The organism is Variovorax flavidus (genome assembly GCF_030317145.1).
Classification (GTDB): Bacteria; Pseudomonadota; Gammaproteobacteria; order Burkholderiales; family Burkholderiaceae_C; genus Variovorax; species Variovorax flavidus.
In genome coordinates this window covers 1-22,350 of record NZ_JASZYE010000020.1, presented here as the reverse complement: position 1 = coordinate 22,350, position 22,350 = coordinate 1, and the positions used below count along the sequence as shown (strand labels likewise).

15 protein-coding genes are annotated in these 22,350 nt (G+C 60.9%); 3 read left to right on the top strand and 12 right to left on the bottom strand.

The window, feature by feature from the left end; genetic code table 11:
- The 4 genes from QTH90_RS31200 to QTH90_RS31185 all read right to left on the bottom strand — a co-directional run.
- The coding region (locus QTH90_RS31200; RefSeq protein ID WP_286668473.1) for an IS1182 family transposase at nucleotides 1–1,325 on the bottom strand (1,325 nt) is incomplete at its 3' end.
- Nucleotides 1,326–1,504: 179 nt separating this feature from the next.
- Nucleotides 1,505–3,736: an arylsulfatase gene (locus QTH90_RS31195; protein WP_286668472.1), complete on the bottom strand. Its 2,232-nt coding sequence runs from the start codon at nucleotides 3,734–3,736 to the stop codon at nucleotides 1,505–1,507.
- Nucleotides 3,737–4,266: 530 nt separating this feature from the next.
- The gene (locus tag QTH90_RS31190; RefSeq protein WP_286668471.1) at nucleotides 4,267–4,746 is read right to left on the bottom strand and encodes a L,D-transpeptidase; all 480 of its coding nucleotides are present in this window, start codon (nucleotides 4,744–4,746) and stop codon (nucleotides 4,267–4,269) included.
- 79 nt (nucleotides 4,747–4,825) lie between these two features.
- On the bottom strand, nucleotides 4,826–5,089 hold the full coding sequence (locus QTH90_RS31185) for a hypothetical protein (RefSeq protein WP_286668470.1): 264 nt from the start codon (nucleotides 5,087–5,089) through the stop codon (nucleotides 4,826–4,828).
- A 1,012-nt stretch (nucleotides 5,090–6,101) separates the two neighbouring features.
- Between QTH90_RS31185 and QTH90_RS31180 the strand changes: the two genes are divergently transcribed.
- Nucleotides 6,102–6,503 carry a DUF3224 domain-containing protein gene (locus QTH90_RS31180; RefSeq protein WP_286668469.1) on the top strand — a complete coding sequence of 134 codons (402 nt, stop codon included), beginning with the start codon at nucleotides 6,102–6,104 and terminating at the stop codon, nucleotides 6,501–6,503.
- 148 nt (nucleotides 6,504–6,651) lie between these two features.
- Nucleotides 6,652–8,100: an IS1182 family transposase gene (locus tag QTH90_RS31175; RefSeq protein WP_286668468.1), complete on the top strand. Its 1,449-nt coding sequence runs from the start codon at nucleotides 6,652–6,654 to the stop codon at nucleotides 8,098–8,100.
- A 215-nt stretch (nucleotides 8,101–8,315) separates the two neighbouring features.
- Here the strand turns inward: QTH90_RS31175 and QTH90_RS31170 are convergent, their stop codons facing one another.
- The 7 genes from QTH90_RS31170 to QTH90_RS31140 all read right to left on the bottom strand — a co-directional run bounded on the left by QTH90_RS31170 (nucleotide 8,316) and on the right by QTH90_RS31140 (nucleotide 18,210).
- Nucleotides 8,316–8,663 carry a hypothetical protein gene (locus QTH90_RS31170; protein ID WP_286668467.1) on the bottom strand — a complete coding sequence of 116 codons (348 nt, stop codon included), beginning with the start codon at nucleotides 8,661–8,663 and terminating at the stop codon, nucleotides 8,316–8,318.
- Nucleotides 8,664–8,811: 148 nt separating this feature from the next.
- Nucleotides 8,812–9,585, bottom strand: coding sequence for a hypothetical protein (locus tag QTH90_RS31165; RefSeq protein ID WP_286668466.1), 774 nt, complete (start codon nucleotides 9,583–9,585; stop codon nucleotides 8,812–8,814).
- Nucleotides 9,582–9,971, bottom strand: a complete 390-nt coding sequence (locus QTH90_RS31160; protein WP_286668465.1) for a hypothetical protein — start codon at nucleotides 9,969–9,971, stop codon at nucleotides 9,582–9,584. Before QTH90_RS31160 ends, QTH90_RS31165 begins: the two co-directional genes overlap by 4 nt.
- 184 nt (nucleotides 9,972–10,155) lie before the next feature.
- Entirely contained in the window at nucleotides 10,156–10,854 is a 699-nt protein-coding gene (locus tag QTH90_RS31155) for a hypothetical protein (RefSeq protein ID WP_286668464.1), read from the bottom strand.
- A gap of 1,325 nt (nucleotides 10,855–12,179) precedes the next feature.
- Nucleotides 12,180–17,684 (bottom strand): trifunctional serine/threonine-protein kinase/ATP-binding protein/sensor histidine kinase, encoded by a 5,505-nt coding sequence (locus tag QTH90_RS31150; protein ID WP_286668463.1) that lies wholly within the window; start codon nucleotides 17,682–17,684, stop codon nucleotides 12,180–12,182.
- Nucleotides 17,681–18,067 carry a response regulator gene (locus QTH90_RS31145; RefSeq protein ID WP_286668462.1) on the bottom strand — a complete coding sequence of 129 codons (387 nt, stop codon included), beginning with the start codon at nucleotides 18,065–18,067 and terminating at the stop codon, nucleotides 17,681–17,683. The genes QTH90_RS31150 and QTH90_RS31145 overlap by 4 nt, the downstream gene beginning before the upstream one ends.
- The gene (locus QTH90_RS31140) at nucleotides 18,064–18,210 is read right to left on the bottom strand and encodes a hypothetical protein (RefSeq protein ID WP_286668461.1); all 147 of its coding nucleotides are present in this window, start codon (nucleotides 18,208–18,210) and stop codon (nucleotides 18,064–18,066) included. The genes QTH90_RS31145 and QTH90_RS31140 overlap by 4 nt, the downstream gene beginning before the upstream one ends.
- 236 nt (nucleotides 18,211–18,446) lie before the next feature.
- Here QTH90_RS31140 and QTH90_RS31135 point away from each other — a divergent pair, with 236 nt between their 5' ends.
- Entirely contained in the window at nucleotides 18,447–21,503 is a 3,057-nt protein-coding gene (locus QTH90_RS31135) for an ATP-binding protein (RefSeq protein WP_286668460.1), read from the top strand.
- Between the two features lie 375 nt (nucleotides 21,504–21,878).
- On the opposite strand, the gene QTH90_RS31130 is transcribed toward QTH90_RS31135, so the two are convergent.
- On the bottom strand, nucleotides 21,879–22,350 hold a 472-nt coding region (locus QTH90_RS31130), incomplete at its 5' end, for a VOC family protein (protein ID WP_286668459.1).

Below are 22,350 nucleotides of genomic sequence, written 5' to 3'. Positions count from 1 at the left end.
GTCAGGAAGTGCGTCCAACCCATCCAGTGTTTGAAGGTTCCGAACACGTGCTCAACGGTGCATCTTCGCAGCGTCATGGCCACAGGCTTGCGATCCATGCGTTGCTGGACACGCTCGAGGACCTCCTCATGCTCCCATCGTCGAATGCGTCGGTAGTCGCCGGGCGTGCACTGATCCTTCATCGGACATCTAGGGCAAGCGCTGGTCCAGTAGAGACGCGCCTTGAGCCCGTTCCTCTCTAACGTGCTGAACCTGTAGATCGCTCGTTCGCCGGCAGGACACTGATACTCGTCAGCCTTCGCGATGTAGATGAAGTCGCTTTTGTCGAAGCGACCCTCGGCCTTGGCATTCGAGGTCATCGGCTTGGGCACGTAGGTCTTGATGCCCGCGTCCTCGCAGGCCTTCAGTTCCGTGCCGTTGAAGTACCCGCGGTCCGCAAGGGCTTGCAGCTTGGTCTTGCCCATCGCCTCGCGCGCAGCCTTTGCCATCTTGCTGAGTTGCGCGCGGTCGTGACCGACGTTCGTGACCTCGTGCGCCACGATCAGGTGGTGCCTCGCATCGACGGCCGTCTGGACGTTGTATCCCACGATGCCCGTGGTCTTGCCGGACTGAAGCATCGAGCGCGCATCGGGATCGGTGAGCGAGCGCTGCCCATCAGGCTCCTTCTTCAACTCTTCCTTGGTCTCGTCGAGCTTCTTCATCTGCTCGCGCAGCTTCTTGATCTTGTCCTGCAGCCGCTCGGTCTTGGCTTCCACCTCACGGGGCTGCGTGCGGTCGGCGGTCTCCAGTGCGTCGAGATAGCGCTGGATGCTCTGCTCGATCTGCTTCTGACGACCGTCGATCTTGCCGGGGGTGAAGTTGCGGTCGCGGCTATTGACCGCCTTGAACTTGCTGCCGTCGATGGCCACGACGGCGTGCGTGAACAGCTTGAGCTCTCGACACAGGATGACGAAGCGGCGGCAGACGTTGCGAATGCCCTGGCCGTTGTCGCGGCGGAAGTCGGCGATGGTCTTGAAGTCCGGCTCCAACCGGCCAGTGAGCCACATCAGTTCGACGTTGCGCTGCGCCTCGCGCTCCAGGCGACGGCTGGACTGAATGCGGTTCAAGTAGCCGTAGATGTAGAGCTTCAGAAGGACCGAGGGGTGATATGAAGGGCGCCCAGTGGCTGCGGGTTCGACGCCTTCGAAACCCAGTGAATAGAGATCCAATTCTTCGACGAAAGCATCGACGACGCGCACGGGGTTGTCTTCGCCGATGTAGTCGTCAAGGCACTCTGGCAGCAGAGTGACCTGCTGACGGTCCTCGCCTTCGATGAATCGCTTCATGGGCCACCACCTCGTTCAGACGGGTTGGCTCTAGGCGACCATCAATGGAGTTTCCACACACCCTCGGCCCGTTGCGGTCTCACGCTGAACGACCGGGTACTACCGCAAAGCGAGTACAAGCAGCCTCTCGAACAGCCAGGCCGTTGGTTGTCCCGGCCTTAGGGCCGGGGTCAACGCGACTACTGACGCGCCATCGCAATGCGCATGGCATCTTCGGGCGAAACAAGATGATCGACGCTCTCGGCAGCGTCAGCAATGGCAAGCTGCACACCTTTGACGCGCCCGTTGAACGCATTGTCCTTGGGGCCGTAGTCAGGTGACACCGGCGCACCGCTGTCCGCTCCAACATCGCAGCCGTCATCGGCGGAGAAGACCATGGCCTGGGTCATCGGCACCGAGCCTTCGCCAACTTTCTTGCCATCGACGAAGAGCGTCACCTGGCCGCCCTTGCCGAGGCCCCCGCCCGCATAGGCGAACTCCATGCGCACCTGGTGCTCGCCGGCGGGAAGCGCATCCGTCGACTCGACGAAGTAGTGGTTCACGCCCGCGACGTTGTAGCAGTACTTGAGCTTGCCCTTGTTCGCGTAGAGGCTCCAGCCACCGATGTTCGCGCCTTGCGCGATGATCACGCCCTGAGCACCCGCGGCCGGCACCTCGATCTCGGCGGTCACCGAGTGGGACTTGTTCTTGATGCTCAGGACGCAGTTCTCCGACAAGCGACCCATGCCGCCGAAAAGCAGTTGGGTATTGCCCCGAATCAGCACGGGCCGGCCCGCGGTATCGGGGTTCATCTTTTCGACCACCCGATCGTCGATGGGCAGCACCTTGTAACGTGTGGCCTCGATCAGCCACAGGCGCTGCAACTCGTGCAACTTCTCGGGCATCTGCTTCGACAGGTCACGGGCCTGGCTCCAGTCCTTGGTCGTGTCGTAAAGCTCCCAGACGTCGTCGTCGAGTGCCACGGTCTTGCGCCCCACGAGGATCCACGGCGTCCCGTGCTTGGTGACCGCGGTCCACCCCTTGTGATAGATGCCGCGGTTGCCGAACATCTCGAAGTACTGGGTCTCGTGCCGCTCCGCTGCGCTCGCGTCTTTGAAGGTGTACAGCATGCTGACACCCTCCAGCGGATCCTGCGCCACGCCGTTGACGGAGACCGGCTCGGGCAGGCCCGCCGCCTCGAGAATCGTCGGCGCGATGTCGATCACGTGATGAAACTGCGAACGCATCTCGCCCTTGGCTTCGATCCCGTTCGGCCAGTGGATGATCGTGCCGTTGCGTGTGCCGCCCCAGTGGGAGGCCACCTGCTTGGTCCATTGGTAGGGGGTATTCATTGCGTGGGCCCAACCCACGGCATAGTGGTTGTACGACTCCGGACCGCCGAGCTTGTCGTAGCGTTCCATGAGGAACTCGGGCGTTTCGAGTGCAGCCAGGCCGTTGAAATTGGCCATCTCGTTGTAGGCACCGTTCAGCGTGCCCTCGGCGGAGGCCCCGTTGTCGCCGACGATGTAGTACACGAGCGTGTCGTCAAGGATGCCGAGCTTCTCCAGGCTGTCGAGCAGGCGGCCCACGTGATGGTCGGTGAACTCCATGAAGCCCGCGTAGACCTCCATCTGCCGGCGCAGGATCGGCTTGAGCGCTTCCGGCATATCGTCCCATGCGGGAATTTCCTCGTGGCGCGCGGTGAGTTCGCAATCGGCCGGGATCACGCCTAGCGCTTTCTGCCGGGTGAAGGTTTCCTCCCGCAGCTTGTCCCATCCCTGATCGAACTTGCCCTTGTACTTGTCGGCCCACTCCTTGGGTACGTGATGGGGTGCGTGCGTGGCGCCGGGGGCAAAGTAGGCGAAGAACGGCTTGTCGGGAGCGAGGGCCTTCTGCTGCCCGATCCAGGCCATGGCCTTTTCGGTCATGTCCTCCATCAAGTGATAGCCCTCCTCGGGCGTCTTCTTCGGCTCGACCGGGTTGGTGCCTTCATACAGGCTCGGATACCACTGGTTGGCTTCGCCCCCGATGAAGCCGTAGAAATACTCGAAACCGCCGCCGCCCGTCGGCCAGGCGTCGAAAGGGCCGACCGAACTCGTCTCCCATACCGGCACCTCGTGGCATTTGCCGAACTGCGCGGTCGAGTAGCCGTTGAGCTTCAGTGTGCGTGCCAAGGGCGACATGGAGTTGGGAAGCACCGAACTGTAGCCCGGGGCCCCCGTGGCGATCTCGGTGATGCCGCCCATGCCGCAAGAGTGGTGGTTTCGGCCGGTCAGCAAGGCCTGACGTGTCGGCGAGCACAGTGCCGTGGTGTGGAAGCGGTTGAACTTGAGGCCGGCCGCGGCCAGCTTCTCCGCGTTGGGCGTCTGGCAGGGGCCGCCGAAGGCACTGGCCGATCCGAAGCCGGCATCATCGATGAGGACGATCAACACGTTGGGCGCTCCTTTGGGAGGGCGCAATTGGTCGATCGGTGGAAACTTAGTGTCAGGGTCCCGCGCGTCGTACGTGATGAGGCCGGGCCTCGAGGTGTTGCGCATCGGAAGATGCGTTCGAATCCTCCCTTCGTCCGAACCCTGGTCCTTCGGCTTGCCTTGATTGTTCACGTCTTTCTCCTCGATTGATTCGACGGAGCGTATTCACATGACGGACGCGGCCCGCCCCTTGGCCCATCCGCTCTCTGGCGGACTCGGGAGAGTACTCGGAACAGGTTTTGCCCGCCACAGGAGAATTTCGCTCGCGGGCAAAGTCCGCTCGCCTCGAAAGCGGGCTTTCAGGGCATCGGAATGAACGCCCGCAAGTGGCCGTTTGCTCCAAATCGACAAGCTCACGCAGATGTCGGCATTGGGCACGGAGCCGACGGACGAGGTGCACGCCTCATGACTGCTTAGCGACCGGTTCCGGACGAGGATTGTTCTACCCCTGAACTTCCGTTCTTGGCCGGAAGCCGTCGGACACATGAAGTCTAGTCTTCGACCGTCACCAAGGTTCCGACGCTGACGCGACCGAAGAGGTCAATCACGTCCGAGTTCGCCATGCGAATGCATCCGTGGGAGATGGGCACGCCAAGCTGATGCTCGTCGGCGGTTCCGTGGATGTAGATGTAGCGTCTCAGGGTATCCACGGAACCACCGCGATTCATGCCGGCCTCCAGCCCCTCCAGCCAAAGGATGCGAGACAGAATCCAGTCGCGGTTGGGCCATCTCTGTCGAAGCTCTTCCGAAAGAACTTCGCCGGTCGGCCTGCGCCGCACGAAGACGGTCTGGGAGGGGCAACCCTCGCCTATTTTCAGGCGCACTCGGTGCAGCCCCCTCGGGGTTCGGAACGAACCGGCCTCGCATCCCACCCCATTCGCGGCGGTAGCAATCCGGTAGGACCGCGCTCGTTCACCCTCGTGTAGATGAAGAGTTTGATGCAAAACGCTGACTTGAATGTGGCTCGTCATCGGGGTGAATTCGGGGCGTACGCCAGGACAAGAAACAGAAGGTCGTAGCGACAGTCCGCTCATGGCCGTTCTGTGACGCTCAGGGCGACACCGGAAACGACAGCGCCACCCGCACGGCGCCATCGGTGAACCCTTCCGACAGCTGGTTGTGCGGCGACCCTTTGCTCGACCAGTATCGCAGCGCGGTATCGCCGCGCAGCGCGTCACGGAATTTGGAAGTCATCGGTCGCCGAAAGTGAACCACCTCATCGACCTTTTCCCATCCGGCGGAGGTTTGAACGACTTCGTTTCCCTCGGCGAGCGCGAGGTCGATGCTGCGTTGAATGGCCGGTGATTGATTCATGTGCGTGTTGTTCGTGAAGGTCCGGTTGTGGCCGCATCCTGCCCGACGTCGAGTGGGTGTGCACGCGCTTCACGCCTCGCCATCGCAACCCGCGACTAGATCTCCGAGAGGCCTTCCCGCCGCCCTCCCTTGTTTGCGCATTTATTGCGTTGTTCGCGCATTTATTTACCTAGAACAACCGTGTTCCGAGCAAATAAATGCCCAAACGGCGAGCCAGGTGGCATGCGGCTCGCCGAACTCCTCGAGATTCAGGCCGCCTTCGTAAATTCCCGAACGACACCGAGGCGCTTGGGTTTGGAAGGCAGGTTTCAGCCAATAAATGCGCAAACTAGCGCCGCGCGGTCCTGTACCGATTGCGACGTCGCGTCGTTGTGCCCCTGACCAAGGCCGGCGGAGCCGCCCCCAACGGCGTCCAGCGGGCCATCCTGCGAACGCTTTGCGTAGGGCACCAGCAAAGGCGTCTGCCGCTTACCGCCTCGTGAAGCGCGTGCACACCCACTGGCTGTAAGGCAGGATCCGGCCAAGACCGGACGTTCACCCCTCTTGCCAATAAATGCCAGTGCCAAACGAACTTGACCACACCGAACGGGGCGCAAGTTGCCAGCAAGCGATTGCGGCGTTCAGGTCCTCGGCTTCGTCTGCGTTGTCGTGCAGACTCGTTCACTATGTGGGGGTAGACAGGCCGAACGCCAAAGACGTCGGCGCGAGTGATGTTGAGGCCGAAGTTGCCGGCTGTCGCGCCGAGGGGTTGTTCGTTGACTGCCGATATGAGGGGGGCCAACTGTTCATTTTGGTTCAAGAGCCGGGCTGCCCGATACCTTCTTGGCAGCAGGTCATGGATGAAGAAGCCATCATGGACGTTGACGGCCTTCTGGAGGCTGCTCGCCGACGGGGCGACTTTGACTCGATTCGGCCACAACCCGACGTTCGAGACACTCTTAGAATTCCTTCACCGAAGCTCCTAAGAGGGCACTTTCCAGCCTGCAGCTTTGTCTTCATCCGTCGAACTCACATGACCCAATTTGCAAAAGGCACATTCGTCGTTTCACTCCAACCCATGCCGTTCGAAAATGCCAGCTCCGAATCGCATATTGGACGCATGTCTATCGACAAGCAGATATCCGGCGATCTCGTGGCGACTACGAACGGGCAGATGCTGAGCGCAATGACCAGCGTGAAAGGTTCGGCCGGATACGTTGCCATTGAAAACGTGACCGGAGCATTGGCGGGAAGAAGTGGCTCGTTCGTGCTGCAGCACACTGGCACCATGAACCGCGGCACACCTTCTCTGTCCGTGACTGTTGTTCCGGATTCCGGAACGGACGGCCTAGTAGGCATCGAGGGCGACTTCAAGATCAATATCGTAGAGGGCACGCACTTCTACGAGTTTGCCTATCGGCTGCCCAGCAACTGAGAACTTGACGGGCCGATCGGGGGAGCCCCGCCCATTGCGAGCGTCAGCTTCGGAGCGGACCGGCTGACCGCTCAGGGCCGAGGGTGTGTGGAAACTCCATTGATGGTCGCCTATATTGAGCCAACCCGTCTGAACGAGGTGGTGGCCCATGAAGCGATTCATCGAAGGCGAGGACCGTCAGCAGGTCACTCTGCTGCCAGAGTGCCTTGACGACTACATCGGCGAAGACAACCCCGTGCGCGTCGTCGATGCTTTCGTCGAAGAATTGGATCTCTATTCACTGGGTTTCGAAGGCATCGAACCCGCAGCCACTGGGCGCCCCTCATATCACCCGGCGGTCTTGCTGAAGCTCTACATCTACGGCTACTTGAACCGCATTCAGTCCAGCCGTCGCCTGGAGCGCGAGGCGCAGCGCAACGTCGAACTGATGTGGCTCACTGGCCGGTTGGCGCCGGACTTCAAGACCATTGCCGACTTCCGCCACGACAACGGCCAGGGCATTCGCAACGTCTGCCGCCGCTTCGTCATCCTGTGCCGCGAGCTCAAGTTATTCACGCACGCCGTCGTCGCCATCGACGGCAGCAAGTTCAAGGCAGTCAATAGCCGCGACCGCAACTTCACCCCCGGCAAGATCGACGGTCGTCAGAAGCAGATCGAGCAGAGCATCCAGCGCTACCTTGATGCCCTGGAGACGGCCGATCGCACGCAACCCGCGGAGGTCGAAGCCAAGACAGAGCGCCTGCAGGACATGATCAAGAAGCTGCGCGAGCAGATGAAGCAGCTCGATGCCACCAAGGAACAGCTGAAGAAGGAGCCCGACGAGCAGCGCTCGCTCACGGATCCCGATGCACGTTCGATGCTTCAGTCAGGCAAGAGCACGGGCCTGGTGGGCTACAACGTTCAGACCGCCGTCGATGCAAGGCACCACTTGATCGTGGCTCACGAGGTCACCAACGTCGGCCATGAGCGCTCGCAACTCAGCAAGATGGCAAAGGCTGCGGGCGAGGCGATGGGCAAGACCAAGCTGCAAGCCCTTGCCGACCGCGGTTACTTCAACGGCACGGAGTTAAAGGCCTGCGAGGACGCGGGCATCACGACCTACGTGCCCAAGCCGATGACCTCCAACGCCAAGGCCGAGGGGCGCTTCGACAAGAGCGACTTCATCTATATCGCCAAGGATGACGAGTACCAGTGTCCAGCGGGGCAGCGAGCCATCTTCAGGTTCGGCACGATCGAGAAGAGCGGCCTGAAAGCACGCCTCTACTGGACCAGCGCCTGCCCCAACTGCCCGCTGAAAAGCCAGTGCACGCCCAGCGCTTATCGGCGTATCCGGCGATGGGAGCATGAAGCGGTGCTCGAGCGCGTCCAGCAACGCCTTGATCGCAAGCCCGTCGCTATGACACTTAGACGATGCACCGTCGAGCATGTCTTCGGCACGCTGAAGTACTGGATGGGCTGGACGCACTTCCTGACGAGGAAACTGGAGCACGTGGGCACCGAGATGAGCCTGCACGTGCTGGCTTACAACCTGAAGAGAGTCATCGCGATCTTGGGTATAGCCAGAACGATGAAGGCGATGAGATTGATGGCGGCGTGAGCCTCATAAGGCCCCACTGACGACCGATTCGAACGACCCCGGCGCACTTGCTGCGCGCCGCCTACTGGACAAACTGCTTCTGGCACTTCGCCGCGTTCAAGTAATGTTCTGCGCACTGGAAGCTGAGCGTTTGCACACGGCCTCGGCCCTGAGCGGTCATCGGACTTGCTCCGAAGCAGTCATTCGCGCTACGACTGCTTGTTGCCGGCGACTGGTCACAATGAGTGGCCAGCCGCATTCCCAAAGGCTCGAAACGTCAAAGCGGCCAGCAGCACAGCCGTTGCTACGACCGCTTCGGCCATCAGGACCACTTGCACACCCATTGCTCCGTGCTTGACGACCGCAAGGAGGCAGAGAGGCATCGCGAAAAGGATGGCGATGGCGCAACAGGCAAGGGAAAACCACGAACGAGGATAGAGCCGAGTCGCACCATAGAGAAGCGCCATCGGGCCGAGTGAAAGCGCCAGAATAACGAACGCGGGAAATATGAAGGCCAGTGGCTCCGTACGACTGGCCATTCCGATGGGGGCGAGCAAGAACGGTGCGGCAAGACCTATTGCCATCGTTCGCCTTACGCTAGTTGTTGTCGGCATGCTGAGTTCCGGCTTGTGCCATCCGTAGTTGTTGCGTGATGGTCTGTCATTGACGGCTGCACGCGCATCGTTAACCGCAAGAATGGGCTACACGGGTCTTTGCTACTGGTGCCCGGAATTACTTGGAAGCCTCGGGAAATCCCCACATTGCGAGAAAATCAAGCTTTGACATGCTGGCTCGCATCCCGTCCTTCGTCCTCCGCATGCCATCTTCTTCCAGCTTTCGAAGATCACCGCCTAACTGGGCAACGTCCCAATGCCGGACATTCTGTACCCACACCACCTTGTTAGTGCGAAGGTCAACGATACGCAAGGTGGGGTAGCTAAAAACGCCAACCGTGCCATATCCAGGCGCCGCGCCTTGCAGGTCCACCGCTGTGAATTCGGCAAGGTAGCCGAAACCTTTCCCACTCAATTCATCAGCGAGGGAGAAATACTCCGGTGCGGAGGGAGGACCTTCGAATAATTTTTCCGGCAAAATCACCTGGGATCCTGCTGGCTTCGCAGTCTTCCCCTTCGTTTCCATCTCATGCTGCAGCACCTTCGCCGCCAAGCTTTTTTGCTCTGCGACGATCTTCTCAGGCTGCGCAACAACATAGATACTGTCGGCCTGAAATCCCTGATCCCTGAGACGTTTGGCTACAAGCTCGCTCATATCTTTGTCGGCTGGCCAGATGCCGCCGAAGTCTTGAGTCGAGTTGACGTACTCTAGCCAAAACACGCGGTACAGCGTTTCGGAATAGTTAATCCGCTTGTGAACAAATTGGTAGCTTACTGCAATCTTTTTCGTTCTTAGCGGCGTTATGTCCGCTCCGCCTATGGGCTTCCCAATGTTCTGTGTTGCACAGCCCGCCAAGACGGCAGTGAAAATAAAAATAAGAAAACGACTCATTTTTTGTCTTCGCTACGTTTCACAAAAATCATGAGGCCCGACGCATCAAAAATAGTGGTCAAAACAACCGATTCGCCTTGCGGGACTCCCTTCGGCCCGATGTCCGCAAAATGAACCATTTGCAAGCTCGGCGAAATATTTGTTGCCGCAACTGGCATTGGAATAAAATACCGCCTACTGACAGGCTTTCCGGTGTAGTACCAGATTTCTTGTCCTGTCTTTTGGTCAACTTCGGTTTTTCGTGGAAGTCCGATAGAGTTGACTACATCTGCCTTTGTGGCGATGCCGACCTGCAATGGTTGCCTGCCGATTTCATCCGTGCGGTCGAGCGAAGAGCAGGCGGCGAGCATCATTGGTGCGAATAAAAGAAAAAAGCGTGAATTCATTTTTAGAGTTTTGTGCTTTGTCTCAGGCGTGTTCGCAAAAAAGAGTGGCAGGGCACCTCATCCCGTTCCAAGCATTCTCTTGGCTTGCCGGCACCCGAGCGCCCTGAACGTCGGCTCTCAAGCGAATTAGGCATCGTCGGTGAATGCCGACCGTAAGAAGAATTTCTTCAGCTTCTCTGTGAGATTACCACCCACAAAACCAACGACGGGTGCAATCCAAGGTCCGCCGATACACCGTCTTATTTGGGTCCGACGTCGATGAATAGGAAAGCGCCCCTGTTGCACCCATTTTATTTAAAATAGCGACTTGCTCTTCTGCAGTCATATTGGCAAGTGGCGGCTGGTCCACGACTTCATATATGTAGCGGGCATTCTGGGTTGTGTCGCGAACATAGTAATTATTCATAAAGCGCTTATAGCCCGCCGCGCCAAATTCGCGTATCTTCTGGAGAGCCTCCTCATCACCCACAGGATGATCCGTAAGCCACTCTTGGAAGTCGCAGGACGCCGGGTTCGCCTCAATGCGTCTTGAGAGGCGCCAATTGGGACCGTCAATTCCAATAATTTTACAAAAACCTTGCTGACCGGCCACTTTCAACCGGTTCAAAAGTTGGTCCGGTGGTTGAATGTCGATCGAAGCAGTCTCGTTTACGTATGACTCAGGAACAACAGGCCTTCTGAACACAACAGGTCCCGTTCCGTCAAATGCGAGAGAAACTATTTCCGTTTGGCTGTCGATGCTGTTCATCTCGCTTCTGGTGCCGAGCCAGTACGTGTATTCCACCGTCGGATCGGTCTTAACGTATACCGGGCTTTCCAGCGGGTCATATTGATAGCCCTTTAACTCTGGCGTCGCCAAAGCGGCCAAGACCTTTCGAGCCACGTCTGGATCGAAGTAGCTTATAAGCGGCCCGATCTTGAATGTGTACTTAGTGAACGCTCCTGGACCCTGATTCGAACTAGGCCCTACGGATTCACTTGGCGTCGTATTACCTGAGGGGCTGCTGCCCGGGGAGGTATTTAAATCGCTTGCAAGGCTTGATTGCCCACCATTGGCATGGGTGCCTACCGGGCCCTGACTAGCGGCACCGGACGGCACTGAAGTAAGCGCTGCTCCGCCTCCTCCGCCGCCTCCGCCACACGCGGCCAGTATCAAGGTCGCCGCACAACTCGCCAACGCACACCGGGCAGGCGCACGACTTTCCCGGCCTCGGTGGACCGACAGTTCCACTTCATCCATCTCCGACCCTCAAATCAACTATTGGTTACATTCAAATGTAACGCCTAAGTGGTCATTTGCGGTCGGTCGCGGGTTCAGTTTTAAAAGCAATCTTCTGTGATTCGAGGACGACATGCCTGACGCCCACGCGCACCGTCGCGAACGTCAGCTATGCCGAGAATTCAGCGGCGACGCCGAACGGCTGCTGTAGGCGTCTGGGACCCCAGGCCAGACCGCTCGCAGGATTGCTAGTCCGGGAAACTGTCGAGAGGGTCGTGCCCGGCGGGCGAGCTCGAATCCTGCGTACGGTCCGAAAAACACAAGCTCACCGTTGAGCCCGGCCGAGACCTCGACTTGGCTTGGTAGATTCGATGCGAAGTCCGGCTAGGTCTTTGCGACGTAGTTAGCCCACCGAGGCATCAAGCTGGTCGTTCGGCCCCTGGATGTCCAAGAATTCGCAGAGTCCTGCGATATGAGCTTCGCCACGCCCTTTCTGGCTGCGTCCTCATGATTCGCACCAGTCGCGTAGACCGGCACGATAGCTTCCAGCAAGCGCCGTCGGCATATCCCCGATCGAGCCGCGCCTACCTTGACGGAGACTCGGAACAGGCCCTCAGGGCTTGCTCACTTTCGACTTGAACACACCGAACATCTGGCTTTCCTACTGAGAATGTGGGAACGAAAGCGTAGCGAACGAAAGTCGGCTTCTGGCCGCATCCGGCCACAGCGGCGCCGGCCCTGTCAAAGCTCTTGTGAAGACCATGACGGCCCGTAGATGCGAATGCAGGTCCTGGACGCACCTATCACCCCACCGAGCATGCTCACGAGAGTGCAAAGAAACATTGCCAGGTACACCCATACAAGCTGCCCAGGTCCACGGAAAACGTAGGTGAGCAAGCCGATGAATGCAACTGGCACAACAATCTGCAGTACTCCTGAAACGAAGTAGACGTAGAAGAGCTTCACCCACCGCAGGGGCACTCGAGCCTTTACCCGCCGGCTTCAGGAAGCTCGAAATAGAAGTTCGATCCGCGATCCGCATTCGCAACGGCTCCGATGCTCCCATTGAACGATTCGACAACGGCCTTGCAGATGCGCAGCCCCATGCCAAGACCTTCGGGCTTCGTCGTGTAAAAGGCCTCGAAGAGCCGGTGACTCGCATCGGCGGACAGGCCGGGTCCGGTGTCGATGACGTCAACGCGGATTGATCCATCCTTGCGCCAAGACTTGATCAGCAGTTCTCGAGGATGTGATTCGTTGGATTCCATGGCCTCGATCGCATTCACGAGGAAGTTCAGGATGACTTGTTGAATCTGCGTTCGATCAGCGGAAACCACGGCGCCGGCGTCGGCGAGCCGCGTCAGAACCTCGACACCCTTGCGCTCCGCCTGCGGCCTGACCAGGGCCAGGGTCTCGACGATGATCGGATTGATGTCGATGTTTTCGGCCTTGGGCGGGAGCTTCTTGAAGAGCGCCCTCGTGCGGTCGAGCACCTCGCCCGCATACATCCCATCCCGCACGATGCGCTCGAGCGAGCGCGCAGCGGCGGCAACGTTGGGCGGATCGGTCGCAAGCCAGCGCAGGCCCGCGTTGGCACCCGACACCACCCCGACCAGCGGCTGCCTGACGTCGTGCGAAATCCAGGCCGCGAGCTCGCCCATCGTCGTGACCCGGTTCGCATGGGCGAGGTCCGTCTGAAGAAGTCGATTGCGCCGCTCGACTTCGACCGCCCTCGCCTCAGCCGCCTTTTGTTTCCTCAGGTCGACGACGATGGCCACACCCTTGGTCTGCGTTTCCTCGAAGGTCGCGGCGCCGAGCAGACAAGGGATGCGGGTTCCGTCCTTGTGGAAGTACTCCTTCTCCACAGGCCGAAGCGCACCGGTCTCGTTGAGCTCCTGGACTTCACGATTCACCTGCTCATGCCATTCAGGCGGCGTCATGTCGTACCACCGCAATGAGCCGCTCTCGAGTTCCTGGCGGGTGTACCCCAGCATCTGCAGGAATGCGTCGTTGGCATCCAGGAGTTGTCCGCTGACGTCCCAGAAGACAATTCCGATGACGTCCGACTCGACGAGGCGCCGGATTCGTGATTCCCTGGCTGCCAGCTCCCGATAGAGGCGGGCGTTCTCGAGGGACACGGCGGCATGCGCCGCAAGCAGCTTGAAAACCTCGAGGTGGGATGCCGTGAAGACGCCGGGGGCAAGGTTGTTCTCGAGGTACAGCACGCTCTGGAGCTTGCTGGAGCTCAGAAGTGGCAGGCAAAGCACCGACCTCACGCGACGCCTCCGCACGCCCGGGTCGGCGGCGAGTCGGGGGTCCGACATCGCGTCATCGACGATCACGCTCTCACGCGATCGGATCGCAAAGCGAACGATGGTTTCCGCAATTGACTGGGACAACGAGCGATCGATGCGCAGCTTGACCTCCAGCGACTCGCCCGTCGTCAAGGCTTCGGCCTCGATCTCGAGCTCGTCACCCTTGGGCGCGAGCAGGAGGCCGCGTTCAGCGCCGGCGTGCTTCACGACTGTCCTCATGAGTGTTGTGATCAGCTCATCGCCGACGATCTCGCTCGGGGCCGAGATGGAGCCCTTGAGAACGCTTTCGAGTTCGATCTGCTCTACCGGCGCAGCGGTCGTCGCGGGAGCGAACGTCTCAGGGCTGGGACGGAGCAATTCCGGGTATGCCGCCTCCAGCTGGGCAACCTTGCCCTTCGCGCCCCAGCGCCGGTAAGCTTCAATGGCTTCCCTGAGCAAAGCATAGCCGGCACGCGTCACGCCCCTGTCCAGATAGCAGCGGCTTGCAAGCTCGCAAGCCAGGGCCTCGCCCTGCATGAAGCCATTCCGGCGAGCGGCGTTTGCGCTCTGCTCATACAGTATTTCAGCGTCGTGCCAACGACCCTCGAGACGGGCCATTTCGGCCTCGACGAGCAGGAGCTTGTCGGAGAATGTGGCAGATCGGGTGTCCTGTGCCCACTGACGAATGGCGCTGTAGTGACCGCCAAGCGTGGCGCGCAGGCTATGTCTCTGCTGCTCTGGAACGCGAGACATTGCCGCGCAGATCGCCAATGCGCTGAAATGGTGATGTTCCAGGTACTCGATCTGAACGAAACGCGTGAACGGGCCGGTATCCACGCGTCTGGATGCGGCCACCGCCTCATCGAACTCCCCGGCCAGAAAATACAGCATCGTCTTTCGCGTCCAGTACCACTGGATCAGAACACTCATGCGCGAGGTCGTGAGACTCGCTTCGAAAGCTGCGCCGTCGAATTTGTCATCAGTGAAGTCTGCGAGGCTTCTTGTCTCGCCGAGCAGGCACGCGAAGGTTCTCTCGACCGTTGCGATGACCGCCGATCCATCGCGAAAGCCCGTGTCATCGGCCGACTTCAGGTACCTTCGACATTCCTCCTGCCCTTCGGCGAGACCTCGCCCCCGCATGAGCAGCTGTGAGCTGGCCAGCATTCCGCAATAGCAGGAGAAATAGAGATCACCAGCTTCAGCGGCCAATCGGATTGCACGCCGGAACTCACCGAGGGAGACGTCCAGCGGTTGCGTCCAGGCGGACGTCAACGCCATCGTCATACAGGTCCTGCCGTGGTCGAGTACGGAGTCGCGCTTGGCTGCGAGCTCATAGGCGAGCCGACACAGGCGATATCCATCCTCGAACCGACCGAACACATGCCCCATCAGCCAGCCCAGCAGCGCGAAGCCTTGATTGGAAAGGCGAGTCGAGCCATGGAGCAGGCTCACGTTGACCATCTTGCAGATGATCATCACCACCAGGTTGAAGTCGGTGAAATAGGACGGCGGCCAAAGCTCTGCCAGTAGCCGCATGGAAGCCTGTCTTGCCGGGTCCATCATCGTGGGAAGGTCGGCGATCACATCGATGGGCCGACCGTTCAGGCTGGCCCAGACCCTGGAGTACTCGCGCTGAACGTCGTCCGCTGATGGATGCGGCGGTATGTCGATGCCCAATTGGCGTAGTGCAATGAGACCGCTCTGCACGGCCTCTTCGTACTCCGTGCTCACGACGTGGAGCTCGACCTTCAGGCGATAGGACGCTGCGACGTCGATCGGTCGAGACGCGCGGGACAGCAGGTACTTCACCATGCCGCTCGTTTCTGCCAGCTTGCCCCCGAGGAAACAGCATTCTGCATGCTCCAGGGCGAGCTCAAACGCCAGTTCAGGGCTCTCCCTCCACGCCGATTCACCGATCTGCGTACGTCCCAGATCCAGGTAGCGGCATGCTTCGATGTATGCCGACGAGGCCCGGGCCCTTCGGCCCGCACGAAGGTTCAACCTTGCCGTCGCTGCCCGCTGGTCTGGATTCAGCGTCGGGCGTCCGGCCTTGTTGAAGTGGCTGGCGATTTCGAAGATGTGGTCATCGAGGTCTTCGTCGTGCGTGACTCGCAAGAGGGACGTACCGATGCGAAGGTGAAGCTGTGCGCGATCAGACTCCGGCACCATGCCATACGCGGCCTCGTGGACCCGGTCGTGCGCGAAGGAGTAGGCGCTCTGCCGGTCCACGACAAGTCCCAGCCTCAGTGCCTCCTGAAGCCGTTCATGAGTGGCAGCCAAGGGCTCCTCCAACACCAGGCCAAGAAACTCCTTCTCGATATCGCACCCTATGCAAGCCAGCATGTGCATGGCTGACAGCGCATCGTAGGGCAACCGCCGCACGCGCTCGATCATGAGCTCCGCGATGTTCTCGGTGGCCCGCTGCTCACGGATGCGCTGCAAGTCCCAGCGCCAACGGGACTGCGACGTGTCGTAGCTCAGCGAGCCGTCGTCGGCCAGCGTCGCCACGAACTGCTGGGCGAAAAGCGGATTGCCTCCTGTCTTCTCGTGCACGCACGCTGCGAGGGCCGAGACATCGGCATAGCTGCATCTCAGCGGCTCAGCGATCATCTGCGCCACTTCCTCAGGGCGTATTCCGCTTAGCACCACTTCATGTAAAGGAGCTCCGGAATTGCGAATGGCATCGATGCTGCGTTGAAGCGTATGGTCGGCATCGACCTCATTGGAGCGGTAGGTGCCAACCAGCAGCAGATTGCGGGCGTCGGGATGAGTCGCGAGCGACTCGAATGCATTCAGAGTGGCCGCATCGAGCCACTGCAAATCGTCGAGGAACAGGACCAAAGGTCGTTCGGCAGACGCAAATACGCTCAGGAACTGCCTGACGACGAGCAGAAAGCGCACTCGCGCCTCGCCCCCTGAGAGTTCCGGTACCTGAATCTGCTCGCCGATCAGCAGCTCGAGTTCAGGGACCAGATTGACGATCAGCTGGCCGTGTGCGCCCAAAGCGTCGCGCAACCGAGTGCGCCATTGCTCCAGCTCTTCTTCGCGCTTGCCCAACAGTTCTCGAACCAGGCTTTTGAACGCTTGCGCGAACGTTGCGTAGGGGATTCCGTGCTTGTACTGATCGAACTTCCCGGCAGCAAACCGCCCCTGGTCCGCTGCAACGACCTTGTGCAGGTCGTTCACGAGCGAGGACTTGCCAACGCCCGAGTACCCAGACACCAGCACCACCTCGCGCATTCCAGAGGCAACCACACGTTGGTAGGCCATTTTCAGGACGTCGAGCTCCGCGTCACGTCCATACAGCTCCTGTCCGAAGCGCAGTTCGCTGGGATGATCGTGCAATCCAAGCGGGAAGTACCAGATGCTCTCAACAGCGTCCCATTGACTGAGGCATTCCACGAGGTCGCGGTAAAGACCTGCTGCGGTCTGGTACCGGTCCTCGACTGCCTTGTTCAGGAGCTTCAAGATGATCGCACTCAGCTGCGAAGGCACGCCGGCTCGCCTGTCACTCGGCGGGGCCGGGTGCCGAGCCAGGTGGCAATGAATCCATTCCGCCGGCTCAACGGCCCGGAACGGCAACGATCCCGTCAGCAGCTCGTAAAGCGTGACGCCGAGCGAATACAGATCGCCGCGCGCATCGACGCTGCGGTTGCCGCGCCCCGTATGCTCAGGCGACATGTAGGCGAAGGTGCCGGCGATGACTTCAGGCGATGCGGGCGCGGTGCGTTCCCTGGCGACCCGGGCTGCGATGCCGAAACCCGTCAAGCGCACGCCCTCATTCGAGGGCAGCACAAAGATGTTGCTGGGCTTGATGTCTTTGTGAAGCACGCCGTTGTCATGCATGTGCGCAACGGCGCGGGACAGTTCGACGCCGATTCGTAGAACTTCGGCGATCGACAGTTCGGTGCCTACCCTGTGGGCCAGCAAGTCCCCCCCGGGATCCTGGAGAAGGAGCGCCGAGTCCGAATGCACATACTCGAGCGGCAACACCGCCCAGGCAGCGTCGAGCAGGTCCGCCAGTTGGAACTCGTGAAGGAGTCTTTCAGCGCTCTTCTGGCGCACGGACCCGAGCCCGGCCACCACGACAAGGATGGGCTGCGCAGGCTCGCCCGATGGCTGACGTGTGCTCCGGAACACGGTGCGTTCGGCGTCCCGCCACAACATGCTGGCTTCGGGGCGTAGTTCCGGCGCCGTCACCTCCGGGGCTCCAAGGCATCCGCAATCGCAGAGAGAAGTGCCTGTGCGTCGAAAGGCTTCCGGAACAGGGCATGCACGTCCCGAGCCAAGGGCATGCTGCGGGTCATGCGCGCCGCCTGATCGTCCGCCGTGAACAGGATGATGGGCAACTGCGGCCTCTGCTGGTGGGCCAGCGAAATCACCTCCCACCCGTCCAGGCCAGGCATGCAGATATCCGAGATAAGGCAGTCGATAGCCTGCAGGGCTCCGCCGCGGAGCAAGGCGTTCGCCGAGGAAAAAGTGAGCGCAACGTAGCCCGCGGATTCAAGCAGATCCGAAACAGCCTCCAGCACTACCAGGTCGTCGTCGACCACGGCAACGGTGGCGCGCGCTTTGGTATTCACGGGATGCGCGGCTCGGCATCCGCAGAGTGCGCAATGCCCAGCTTGATCGACATTCGCACCAGATCGGCGAAGGATTCCGCCTGCATCTTGCGCATGACGTTGCCACGATGGACTCGCAGAACTGTGCTCTCTCGCTCCGTCATCCTGCCTCCTGCGTGACGAACTCATAGAAAGTTGCTATTTCCCCGCAACGACCGGCGCACTACTGTTCGGTCCTTGCGTGGACTTTCACTACGTTCCAAATCGTAGCGTATCTACATTCGCCGATCGACCCTTACAAGCCCGACTCAGTGCCAAACTCCCTGCAACCCCCATGCCCGCCCTCGAGCCCCGGACGCCCACGTGCCCCGCTCGGTCGCGTTTCTTCATTCCTGAGTCGGTGACTTCCATCGCCACGTCGCCTGCTCCCCCGGACGGAAGAGCACACCAATCCGCGTCGTCGGATGCTGCTGCGTCTCGCGCCGCGAGCGTCTCGTTCGGGCCGTTCCGCCTCGATCCCGCCGCGCGTCGCGTCGAGAAGGACGGTGCCCCGTTCCCGCTCAGCAGCCGTGCGCTCGACATCCTCATCGTCCTTGTCGAGCACGGCAGCGAGATCGTCGGCCACAGAGAGCTGGTTGCGCGCGTGTGGCGCAACCTGGAGGTGGGACCAGGCAGCCTGCGCACGCACATCGCCGGCCTGCGCAAGGCACTGGGCGACGGCGAAGGCGGCGCTCGGTACATCGCGAACGTGGCGGGCCAGGGCTATTGCTTCGTGGCACCGATATTTCGCTCAACGCCATCCGAACCCGCGCCCTTGTCAATTCGCGCCGGCGCCCGCGAGGGTGCTGCCTTCGGGATGCGTGCGCTGCCACCGCTGCTCGCGCGAATGGTCGGGCGCGACGAGGCGACTTGCGCCATCGCTCGCGACCTGATTGCGCATCGATTCGTCACGATCGTCGGCCCCGGGGGGATGGGCAAGACAACGGTCGCTGTGGCCGTCGCGCACGCTGTGCGCGAATCATTCGCCGACGCGGTGTGCTTCGTGGATCTGGGCACCTTGACGAATCCCGCGCATGTCGCATCCACAGTCGCTTCGACGCTCGGACTCACCATCGGAGCCGAGGACGCACTGCCGGAGTTGCGTGAATCACTGCGGCGGACGCGGACGCTCTTGGTTCTCGACAATTGCGAGCACGTGATCGACGCGGCGGCAGTGTTGTCCGAGGGGATCTTCCGGGTAGCGCCTGAGGTGCATATCCTCGCGACCAGCCGAGAGGCCTTGCGGGTTGACGGCGAGTGCACCTATCTGCTGCCCCCTCTCGAGTACCCGTCGCCCGACGCCCGCCTCGACGCTTCCGCGGCCCAGGCCTTTCCGGCCGTCAAGCTCTTCATCGAGTGCGTAGCAGCCACCGGATCTCGATTCGAGCTGAGTGATGCGGACGCACCCATCGTGGCGAGCATTTGTGGTCGGCTCGACGGCATCGCACTTGCAATCGAATTCGCGGCGGGCCGTGTCGGGGCCTACGGCATCAACGGCATCGATGCCCTGCTCAACAGCCGCTTCGGCCTCGAATGGCCCGGAAAGCGCACTGCACCGCAGCGCCACCAGACGCTGCATGCCACGCTCGACTGGAGCCACGATCTTCTTTCCGGCAGCGAGCGGGAGGTCTTGCGACGACTGGCTATCTTCGTAGGCACCTTCACGCTGGAGGCCGCACAGGCGGTCGCGTCTGCAGGTGACTTCGACAACGATAGGGTGGTCATCGATGTTGGCGAGCTCGTGGCGAAGTCGGTGGTGTCGGCGGCCACGGGCAGCGACCGCATGGTGCGCTACCGGCTCATGGAGACCACTCGAGCCTACGCATCTGAGAAGCTCGACGAAAGTGGTGAGTTGGACGCTACAGCCGAGCGTCATGCGGCTTATTTCACGCGGCTCTTCGATGCCGCGGCCGGTGGCGGCATCGACCCACACCGCGACGATCAAGCCCTTGAGCTCGTCGAGCACCTGGGTAACGTACGTGCGGCGCTTGCCTGGTGCTTCGGCGGGCCGGCGGATACCCCGCGCCACACATCATTGGGCGTCGACCTCGCGGCGGCAGCGGCGCCGGTCCTGATGCAACTCCTTCTGTTCAATGAAGCGCTCCGGTGGAGCACAGCGGCCCTGTCGATGCTGCACGATTCGGACCGCTTGACCGCCAAGGAGATGGTCTTGCAGGAGACGCTCGCGATTGCGTCGATGTGGACGCGCTCCAATGGAAGTGACCTGGGCCGGGCCATCACCCGCGGCCTTGAGATCGCGAACCATCTTGGACACCCCGCGCCCAAGCTGCGTTGGATGGTGGGAATGCACATCTATCTGCTGCGCATGGGAGATTTCGCCGCCACCCGGGAAGTCGCCGAGGCGCTGAATGGGCTCGCTCGCACATCGGAAGACGCTTCGTACAAGGTCATGTCGGACTGGTTGCGCGGGTCATCGGCGCATTTCATGGGCGATCAACGGGCGGCGCGACAGTACTTCCAGGACGGTTTCGGACGAACCGGCCCACGCAAGCTGCAGCTTTTCGGGCTCGATTACCGCGTGCGAGCACTGGTGACTTTCTCCCGCGTGCTGTGGCTCAGCGGATGCCCAGACCGTGCAATGGAAGTTGCGCGAGAGGCGATCAGCGAAGCCGAGACTTTCGGGCGGCCGCTGGACGCGTGCTTCTCGCTGCTCTACACCACCTCGGTGTTCCTCTGGTGCGGTGATTGGACAACGGCGCAGCGCTCGTTTGCCCAGTTGACGCAGCACACCAACTGGCCCTCATTGTCTTCGTTCCATTCGACTGGCCAGGCCCTGGAAGGCGAACTGCTATTGAACATAGGAGAGGCGGAGCGTGGCATCGCCATGCTCCGCGCTGCCTTGCGGAGCATGCGGGACCAGCGACAGCTTCTCTTCTTCATGCGAGCCGCTGGCGCACTCGCAGGTGGCCTTATCGGGCAGGGACAGCCCGGCGACGCTCTTGCGGTCGTCAACGACGCCATCGCCGAAACCGAAGGCGGCCCCGAGGGTACAGAACTTGCGGAATTGCTGCGGTTGCGGGCCGAAGCCTTGATGCGGCTGCCTGACTCCGATCCGGCGCGCGTGGAAGAAGCACTGATGCGCTCGCTCGAATGCGCCCGCCGCCAGCGAGCGCTGAGCTTGGAACTGCGAACAGCCACGACGCTCGCACGCCTTCGCGCAATTCAAGGCGATCGTGAGGATGCCTATCGCGTTCTCGACTCGGCGCATCGCTCGTTCACCGAGGGCTTCGGGACCCCGGATCTCCAGTCGGCTGAACGCTTGCTGAAGGAGTTGGCCCCGGCGGTGACCGGGACCCAAGGTCGTCGCGCTCGACGCATCAAGACGCTAGAGGTGATTCCAGCGCCGCCAGAAGTTCACGCGCCGTCACAAGGTCGACCGTGCCGTGACCTTCGGTGAAGCGGCTATAAATGGGCGCGACAAGCCTTCTTGCGGGATCGCCCCGCCCTTGCCGAAGCCAATGACTTGAGAGGCTGTTTGGAGAAAGCAGAGCGCGCCCAGTCGCAACGCCTCAACGTGCAGGCGAGATAAGCGCCTCGACCGAGCGGGACCGAATGACCGGTCCAACTCTCCCTTGGATCCCCTCCGGCCAAGTGGCCGCACCGTGGAGCGGCGGAGCCTTGGCAATCAAACCGAAATCCGCCATGGAAATTCGCCGGCTCAGAGGAGGCAACTGGCCCCGAAACACCGCCTGCAACGGCGTTGCGACTTAGAACACTCGAGAGCCGAGCGTTTCTGATCTGAGCCAGCCATTCCGACATCGGTCAGGCGAGCTTACCGTGAAGGCGGCCGAAACATATCGCTTGAAGTTTCCACGGCGGAGCCCGGCAATGGGTTGCTCACCTCGACCAGGTTGCCATCCGGGTCTCGGAAGTAGACCGATAGAAGCTTGCCTGTGGCTCCGTCGCGCTCGCCGGGGCCGGCGACAATCTCGATCCCCTGCGATCGGAGTTCCTCCGCAAATCTCGCGACGGGATCGGGCGTCAATACGCAAAAGTTTCCGCTGCCTGGTACGGTTGCGCGCGCAATGTCGGGGGCTGAGCCAGCTTCTTGCAGACTGATCTTATTCGATCCGAAATGTAGCGACCACTTGCCGGGCCGCTCTTCCCGCGCCTCCATCCCTAGTAGGCGCTGGTAGAACTCAATCGTTCGGTCCACGCGCGCAACACAGAGAACGATGTGATCCAGGCCAGCAATTTTCATGGTTGCCCCCTTTAAATGCGACGCGTCGCGCCGTCGATCGACC

Coding starts and splice junctions, on each gene's coding strand:
- QTH90_RS31140 (WP_286668461.1), bottom strand. CDS start 18,210: ATGACGGAGCGAGAGAGCACAGTTCTGCGAGTCCATCGTGGCAACGTC.
- QTH90_RS31175 (WP_286668468.1), top strand. CDS start 6,652: ATGAAGCGATTCATCGAAGGCGAGGACCGTCAGCAGGTCACTCTGCTG.
- QTH90_RS31160 (WP_286668465.1), bottom strand. CDS start 9,971: ATGAATTCACGCTTTTTTCTTTTATTCGCACCAATGATGCTCGCCGCC.
- QTH90_RS31190 (WP_286668471.1), bottom strand. CDS start 4,746: ATGACGAGCCACATTCAAGTCAGCGTTTTGCATCAAACTCTTCATCTA.
- QTH90_RS31165 (WP_286668466.1), bottom strand. CDS start 9,585: ATGAGTCGTTTTCTTATTTTTATTTTCACTGCCGTCTTGGCGGGCTGT.
- QTH90_RS31170 (WP_286668467.1), bottom strand. CDS start 8,663: ATGGCAATAGGTCTTGCCGCACCGTTCTTGCTCGCCCCCATCGGAATG.
- QTH90_RS31185 (WP_286668470.1), bottom strand. CDS start 5,089: ATGAATCAATCACCGGCCATTCAACGCAGCATCGACCTCGCGCTCGCC.
- QTH90_RS31180 (WP_286668469.1), top strand. CDS start 6,102: ATGACCCAATTTGCAAAAGGCACATTCGTCGTTTCACTCCAACCCATG.